8 protein-coding genes are annotated in these 7,809 nt (G+C 40.7%); 5 read left to right on the forward strand and 3 right to left on the reverse strand.

Annotation, left to right across the window (positions count from 1 at the left end; all coding sequences use genetic code 11):
• Positions 1–55: 55 nt before the first annotated feature.
• Genes A3G3_RS13615 through A3G3_RS0109720 form a run of 4 tightly spaced genes read left to right on the forward strand, consistent with a single transcriptional unit; the run spans position 56 to position 3,917 of the window.
• Complete coding sequence (locus A3G3_RS13615) at positions 56–1,108, forward strand: siderophore ABC transporter substrate-binding protein (RefSeq protein ID WP_019520327.1); 1,053 nt, start codon at positions 56–58, stop codon at positions 1,106–1,108.
• Between the two features lie 2 nt (positions 1,109–1,110).
• Entirely contained in the window at positions 1,111–2,112 is a 1,002-nt protein-coding gene (locus tag A3G3_RS0109710) for an ABC transporter permease (RefSeq protein WP_019520328.1), read from the forward strand.
• 4 nt (positions 2,113–2,116) lie between these two features.
• Positions 2,117–3,142, forward strand: a complete 1,026-nt coding sequence (locus A3G3_RS0109715; protein ID WP_019520329.1) for an iron chelate uptake ABC transporter family permease subunit — start codon at positions 2,117–2,119, stop codon at positions 3,140–3,142.
• Between the two features lie 13 nt (positions 3,143–3,155).
• Positions 3,156–3,917: an ATP-binding cassette domain-containing protein gene (locus A3G3_RS0109720; protein ID WP_019520330.1), complete on the forward strand. Its 762-nt coding sequence runs from the start codon at positions 3,156–3,158 to the stop codon at positions 3,915–3,917.
• Between the two features lie 71 nt (positions 3,918–3,988).
• Here A3G3_RS0109720 and A3G3_RS0109725 read toward each other — a convergent pair whose 3' ends face one another.
• The 3 genes from A3G3_RS0109725 to A3G3_RS0109740 form a co-directional block, all read right to left on the reverse strand.
• Positions 3,989–4,195, reverse strand: a complete 207-nt coding sequence (locus tag A3G3_RS0109725) for a hypothetical protein (protein ID WP_019520331.1) — start codon at positions 4,193–4,195, stop codon at positions 3,989–3,991.
• Between the two features lie 37 nt (positions 4,196–4,232).
• Positions 4,233–4,949: a hypothetical protein gene (locus A3G3_RS0109730; RefSeq protein ID WP_019520332.1), complete on the reverse strand. Its 717-nt coding sequence runs from the start codon at positions 4,947–4,949 to the stop codon at positions 4,233–4,235.
• 168 nt (positions 4,950–5,117) lie between these two features.
• Entirely contained in the window at positions 5,118–7,292 is a 2,175-nt protein-coding gene (locus tag A3G3_RS0109740) for a TonB-dependent receptor domain-containing protein (protein ID WP_019520334.1), read from the reverse strand.
• 293 nt (positions 7,293–7,585) lie between these two features.
• Between A3G3_RS0109740 and A3G3_RS0109745 the strand changes: the two genes are divergently transcribed.
• On the forward strand, positions 7,586–7,809 hold a 224-nt coding region (locus A3G3_RS0109745), incomplete at its 3' end, for a carbamoyl-phosphate synthase domain-containing protein (protein WP_323806855.1).

The following is a 7,809-nucleotide window of genomic DNA, read 5'->3' on the forward strand; positions in this document are numbered from 1 at the left end:
AAAATATAATGAAAACAATTATCATTTAAATTTTTGCCAAAATTTAGGAAAAAATATGCCGACTTTGACTACTTTATGCAAAACGTTATCGCTCGCGCTTGCCAGTGTTTTGGCGTTAACCGCTTGCAATCAACAAACTTCAACCGAAAAACCGACCCAAGCCAGCTCACAATCTACCACGCCAACCGCTTCTACCCAAACGCCTGCTAACGGTATGGTAAGTATCGCGACCGTGCGTGGTAATGTGGAATTGCCTATTAATCCTGAACCGATTGCGGTGTATGACATGACGCTGATGCAGGATTTAAAGGCGTTGGAGGTGCCTGTAGCTGGTTTACCCGCCAAGTTGCGTTTGGATAGTTTACGCATCAAGGACACTCCGAGTACCGATATTGGTACGCTGTTTGAGCCAAATTTTGAAGCCTTGCACGCCCTACAACCTAAAGCGATTTTGGTGGGTAGCCGTATGGTGGAAAAATATGATGAATTGAGTAAAATTGCTCCAACCTTAGATTTGACTTTAGACATGGCGAATGCTTATGAATCAAGCAAACAACGCCTTGCTGATTTGGGAAAATTATACAACAAAACGGAAAAAGCCCAACAATTACAACAAGATATTGACCAGGCGATTAACGACACCAAAACTGCGACCCAAGGCAAAGGCAAGGGTTTAGTCATCGTAATTAATGGCAATAAAATGTCAGCCTTTGGCACAAAATCTCGTTTTGGCTTTGTACATAATGAATTTGGCGTCCCGCAAGCCGACCCCACCATACAAGACAGTCGTCATGGTCAGCCTGTTTCTTTTGAATATTTGCAAAAAACCAATCCTGATTGGCTGTTTGTGTTAGACCGTGCATCAGCGATTGGTGAAGAAGGAGCAGGGGCAAAAGCCGTGCTTGACAATCCATTGGTACATCAGACCACCGCTTGGAAAAATCAGCAAATCGTTTATCTTAGCCCAGATTCTTATTTGGCATTTGGCGGTTATTATCAATGGCTTGCCGATGCTAAAATCATTCAAGATGCCTTTAATAAAAATAACGAGACACAAACGCCAACTGCTAGCACACCAGCATCTAAGACTGCATCGGTTAATCATTAAATATGATAAACCAATCTGGTCTTAAATTACCGCCTTTTGTGTTAAACTTTACAAGCCTAGTTATATTACTGGGCTTGTTTTTGTTAAGTTTATCGATTGGCGTGGCAGATTTTTCTTGGCAAAACTTTTTTTCTCAATTGTTTGGCAGTTCATCGCCAAACTTTAGCGATTTATCGTTAATGTGGGAAAGCCGTTTGCCGAGAACTTTGGCGATTGTACTGACTGGGGCGTCGCTTGCGGTGGCAGGCATGGTACTACAAGTGGTACTCAAAAACCGTTTTGTAGACCCGTCCATGGTGGGAGCAACCCAAAGTGCAGGGCTTGGGCTGTTAGCTGTTAGCTTGCTGTTGCCAAGCAGTGGCTTGTTGGTAAAAATGCTGATAGCTACCCTGTGTGCCTTGGTCGGTATGGTGCTGTTTATGCGGCTGATTAAGCCGTTACCACCAACCGATTTTTTGATGATACCACTGATTGGCATTGTATTTGGGGGCATTATTGAGGCGATAACCTTGTTTATTGCCTACGAAACTGAAAGTTTACAACTTTTATCGGTTTGGCGATTTGGCGATTTTTCTACAATTTTGGCAGGACGTTACGAATTGTTGTACATCACAGGCGGTTTGGCGGTGATGGCGTATTTGTTGGCGGACAAATTGACGATAGTCGGCTTGGGCGATGCGATAGCGATAAATTTGGGCGTTAATCGCCAAGCGGTACAATGGTTCGCCATTATGACGGTTGCCATGATTAGCTCGGTGGTGGTGGTTACGGTAGGGGCAATTCCTTTTATCGGTTTGGTCGTTCCCAATATTATCAGCCGTATCATGGGTGATAGGTTACGCCGTTGTTTACCTGCGGTTGCCCTACTTGGGGCGAGTGGTGTGTTGTTATGCGACATTATCGGTCGTGTCATTCGTTTTCCGTATGAAATTCCTGTGGCGACTATTTTTGGCGTGGTGGGTGCGGTAATTTTTTTGGCAATTTTGCTCAATCAAAAGGATTAATTTTATGTCAACTGTTTTGCCAAAAAACGCCCAATCTGCCAAAACTCAAGCAAGACACTTTTATGGAAAGGTTTTGACAAAACCGACTATCGCCAGTTTTGTCATATTTATCAGCAGTATCCTGTTATTTATGACCTTAAATGTCAATACTGGAGCAAACTGGGAGTTTATTTTAGCCTTTCGTTCACAAAAAATCTTGGCGTTTATCATCGTCGGTTTTGCCATAGGTGTTTCCACCTTGTTATTTCAAACGTTGACCCATAATCCGATTTTGACCCCTGCCCTACTCGGCTTTGATGCGTTATACACTTTAATCCAAAGTCTGCTTGTATTTGCCCTTGGTGTGGTGAATGTCTTTACCACGCAACCACTACTTAAGTTTTTTTTGGAAATTAGCTTGATGATAATCGCTTCGATGCTGATGTTTCGTTTGCTTTTTAATCAACGCCAACACAATTTATCAAGGCTGATTTTGGTCGGTATTGTGTTTGGTGTGCTATTTCGCAGTTTGTCATCATTGATTGCTCGGCTGATAAATCCTGAAGATTTTGTCGTGGTGCAGTCGGCAAGTTTTGCCCAATTTAACACCATAAACAAGCCGATGATGTGGGTAAGTTTGGCGATTTGTGCGATATGTGCGGTGCTGATTTGGCGGTGGCGACATCAGATAGATGTACTCATGCTCGGTAAAGCGTCTGCGATAAATTTGGGCATTGATTATCAACAATTGGCGTTACGCTTGCTGATAGTGATAGCCATTTTGGTGGCAACGGCGACGGCTTTTGTCGGCCCGATTATTTTTATGGGTTTACTGGTATGTGCTTTAACCAACAAAATTAGTCAACAAATGTATCACACTGAACGTTTAATTTTGGTAAGTCTTGTATCTATGACTTGTTTAATTTTGGGGCAGGCAATTTTTGAACATTTACTCGGTATGGCTGGGGTATTGGCGGTAGTGATTGAACTGTTTGGTGGTATTGTGTTTATTTTGTTGATGTTAAATCGTTATAAAAAAGCCCTTGCCTAAAAAAGGAAAACTTATGATACGCATAGAAAAAGTTTCACACAAAATAGATAATCAGTTGATTTTAAACGATATCAGTTTAACTTTGCCAAAAGAACAAATCATCGCCTTAATCGGTCCGAACGGTGCAGGCAAATCCACCCTATTTACGCTAATGTCCAGATTAAATCCGCTACAAACAGGTAACATTTTGTTTGACAATCACGACATCACCCAAACCAACGCCCAAACCATGGCTCGCACCGTTGCCATGCTCGCCCAAGAAAACCACATTCAAGGGCGGTTGACGGTTGCTGAACTGCTAATGTTCGGTCGCTATCCATATCATCAAGGCAAACCAAGCAATAACGATGTGGCGATTGTTGAGCAGGTCATGACTCGCTTTGAGTTGCAAAATTTGGCAGGGCGGTATTTGGCAACCTTGTCAGGCGGACAACGCCAACGGGTGCTGATAGCCATGATTGTTTGCCAAGATACGCCGTATGTATTGCTTGATGAACCGCTCAATAATTTGGATATGTATCACGCAGGCAAGCTGATGCGAATTTTGAAAACCTTGACCCACGAAGACAAAAAAACCGTGGTCATCGTGCTACACGACATCAATCAAGCCTCACAATTTGCCGATACGGTCGTCATGATGAAATCAGGTGAAATTGTAAGCACAGGCAAACCTGTAGAAGTGCTGACCCAAGAACGGATTTTGGCATTATTTGGTGTCCATGCCACTGTTCTTATGCATAAGGGTCGCCCTGTTATCGTAGATACCGTAGAATAAGCCCTAATTTTAACAAAAAATGATAACTTTTGAGAAAGAATCAATAAAGAATGACTAAATTTAGGATTAAACTAAAGCTCATTGCCAAAATGTAGTCCAATCACGCCTGTCCCTGCCATTAACAGCAAAAATGCCAAAGGTAATAAACGTTTGGCAAAGGTTTTGGCTTTTTTGGCAACGCTGATTTCTTGAGAAAAAGTCCCAATCGCAAGGCAAATCAGCCCTGCAACCGTTAACAAAATCCCTAAACCCATCGCCAAAAAGCCCAAATATAGCATTTTATATTACCAAGGTTTTATTAAAGGTGACGACACATCAATGCTTTGTTGGCTCAATACCTGCTTCTTGAATGAGTTTTGACAACATATCACGCACCTGTTCAGCAGATTTTTGGGCTTTTTGCATGGATTTGCCAATTTCTGGATTGGTCTCTGGTGTGGCATTTGGATTTTTTGCCATGATTTCCATGGCTTTTCGGCTATCGTTGATATTTTCAAGCATTTTATCACGAGCTTGGGTAACACGTTTGTCGTTAAATGTTAGTTTTTGCAAGGTTGCTTTTTGGTTTTCTAATTGTGCCACCACTTCTTTTAAAAATTGTTGTTGCTCAGCAGGGCTGGTCGCCGTCTGCATTTTCTTTTCCATTTCTGCTTGTTTGGCTTGGGCTTTTTTGTCAATATCGTTTAAGGTTTTAAACAAGGTGTTTAAATCCGCTTTTAACGCCACATTTTCTGCCGATTTGGCATCAGCTTTTGGTGCAACAGGGCTAACCGTCGCCGTTGATGCAATTTCTACTTTTTGTTCTGTCGTTGTTACAGTTGGTGTGGTGCTTGCCGTTGTTGCTGTTGTGCTTGCGATGGTTGCAACGGACGCAGTCGGAGCAACGCTAGCGACACTACTGCTTGTGGTAGCAACTACCGATGCGGTCGGTGCAGGACTAGATGCGGTGGTTTTTTCAGTGGTTTCGCTATTTTTTGAGCAAGCGGTTAACGCAAGTACTAAGGTGGCAACGGTAAAAATCGGCTTTAACATGATAGACCTTTTATTAAAAAAAATTGGCAATAGTTTAGCAAAAAAAATCTTACTTGTATGTAGCGGTTATGTGGTTTTGTTGCAAAAAAAAACCGATTACCCATGGACGGATAATCGGTTGTGGAGAAAAGGGTTTGACTAAATCATGCTATTTTTTTATAAAGCAGCTCAGAACTGGTAAGTCGCAGAAATTTTGATATTACGTCCCATAGCGGTATCATTGGTTGTAAATCCTGTATGCTCTACATAAGTTTTATCGCCAACGTTATAAATCCCTGCGTCAATGCTTAGGTTTTTAAAGTGGGTTGGTTTAAAGCTACCTGTTAAATCTACGACCGTGAAACCCTCTACTTTGGTTGTTGGTGTTTGTAAAATACGGTTTGGATAGTTACGTTCCACATCGGCGACATGACGGATATTTGCACCAATACGGTATTCACCTAAGATTGGGTTTATATTATAGTAGTCAGCCCCCAATGTTAATGTATTACCACTGTCTGTTGTCAGTTGTACACCATTAGGTTTTTTACTTTTTGCATGGGCATAGCCTAAATTAAATGCAAGATTATTCATTTGGTAATTACTCATAAGCTCATAACCTTTGATTTTGGTAGAGCCTTCCAAATTTTTATAAACCTGGCTAAATGCACCGTTGGCAATTTCATTACCGTCAATATCAAACCCATTACCACGTTGTGAAGCACCTACTCTATCAATTTTATCTTGATAATCGGTATAAAAATATTTTGCGGTAATATTTAAACGGTCATTATTCGCTAATAGTTGATTAAAACGTGTATTGAAGCCAATTTCGCTGTTACTACCAGTCTCTGGTTTTAATTTACCCAATGGATAAGATGCGTCTGATTGCATGGTTGTTTCAGGTAATGATGGACCGTTAAATAGTTGGGTATAGCTTGCAAATAATGTGGTATTATCCAAAACTTTATATTCACCTGCTAAACCAAAAGATACTTGGCTATAATCTTTAGATTTTTTATCATTCGCACGTTCAACATTATAATTATCAAAACGTACGCCCGGTGTTACCGCAAAACGACCAAATGTCATACGGTCTTGTGCATAGACGCCTAAACTTTTTGCATTAGCGGTGGTCGTTTGGTTGACCAAATAGTTTTTTGTATGCTTTTCTGTTGGATTTTGAGCGTTTAGCATGGCTAATTCTGCATCATGTAAATGGCTTGTTTTATGGTTAGTCGCTTTTTTTTCATAGCCTTCTACGCCATAAGTCAAAAAATGTTCAATATCTTTGCCAAACAACCGATTTAATGATTGATTGGCTTTCACATTAAAACCAATTGTTTCGCTATCGGTCAAATAATGAGCATGTGGAATGGTTGTAATACCTGTCGCTTTATCAGTATTTACACGGCGTACGCCATCACGATTTTGTTCTTCTTTGATTTTATAAATATCTGCCATTACTTTTAAATCATCATTCGGCTGATATTCATAAGCTAGCTTAAAGGTATCAGTGCTTGAGGTGGTTGGCTTTGTATATTTAATTTCTTGTGGATTGCGAATTTTTAACGGCTTATTCGCGCCAAAATTATAAATGCCTTTGTTATCATAGCCTTGATAACTAGCAGTAAGTTTATGTCCGTCCATTGGTATAATGCTGGCTTTAGCTAGCACATTACGCACTGTAATATCATCACCTTGTATTTCTACACCATCGCCATCTTTACCGCCATCACTTTTCCGTTGACCGAGCGATAATAGTACATCTGTATTGCCAGTAGGCTTACCGTAGGCTGTTGCGGTTGTGTGCAACTGTTTATCATTTGTGGCATACCCAAGTTTTAATCTTGCCCCCATTGTTTCGTTAAGGCGAAGCAAATCTTCAGCATCCACTGTGGTAAATGCCACCGCACCACCCATTGCATTATTACCAAGGGTTACTGAGTTATTACCCACTGACACTTCCGTTTTTTTGTATAAATCAGGGTCTAAAGCAATCAACCCACCATGATAAAATGAACGTGTCTCAGGCTGACGCACGCCGTCTACCGTGATTTTTAAATTCGTCCCATGACGGTCTGAACCTAAACCACGAATATAAATATGTTGGTCTGCTAGTGAGACCCCACCCACATTTACACCTGGAACTTGTGGCAAATAATCATTAAGTGTATATGCCTGTTTTGCAGGAATATTATCGGCATGTTCAACTTCATCCTTTTGATTATTATTCGCCGTGTTTTGTGAAATAATTGTAATCGTCTGTAGCGTTGCATGTGGCTCAAGCTCGGCAACTGCCCCAACATTATACATCATTCCTACAACACTCAACGACAACAAGCGTGGCATCATCTGTTTCATAAAAACAACCTTATTTACAAAAATAGTATGTGATTGATAAAAACTTGAGAAACAATAATAACCGAAATAAGAATAATTATCAATATCTTTATTAAAAAATAAAAGTTAACTTACCCCTACCCAATTGTTTTTTTTCTGCTAGAATACACAAAATCTATACCAAGCGAGTAAAAATGAAGTTGATAATGGTAAAGTCTGGTTGTTATCATGCACCATGCCTTACTATTTTTCAAAATTTCATTTTTATTCGCTTTTTTATGGCAAAAATTTAGAAAAAAATTAAGGTAATCACGATAACGACAGCGATTTTAGCATTGGCAGACGGCACAACTTTTATAGGCAAATCCATTGGTGTTGATGGACAAACGGTGGGTGAAGTCGTCTTTAACACCGCCATGACAGGCTACCAAGAGATTCTCACCGACCCAAGCTACGCCAAACAAATGGTTACGCTGACCTATCCGCACATCGGCAACACAGGCTGTAACGAAGAAGACACTGAGTCTGGACGCATTCA

The sequence above is a fragment of the Moraxella boevrei DSM 14165 genome (assembly GCF_000379845.1).
Classification (GTDB): Bacteria; Pseudomonadota; Gammaproteobacteria; order Pseudomonadales; family Moraxellaceae; genus Faucicola; species Faucicola boevrei.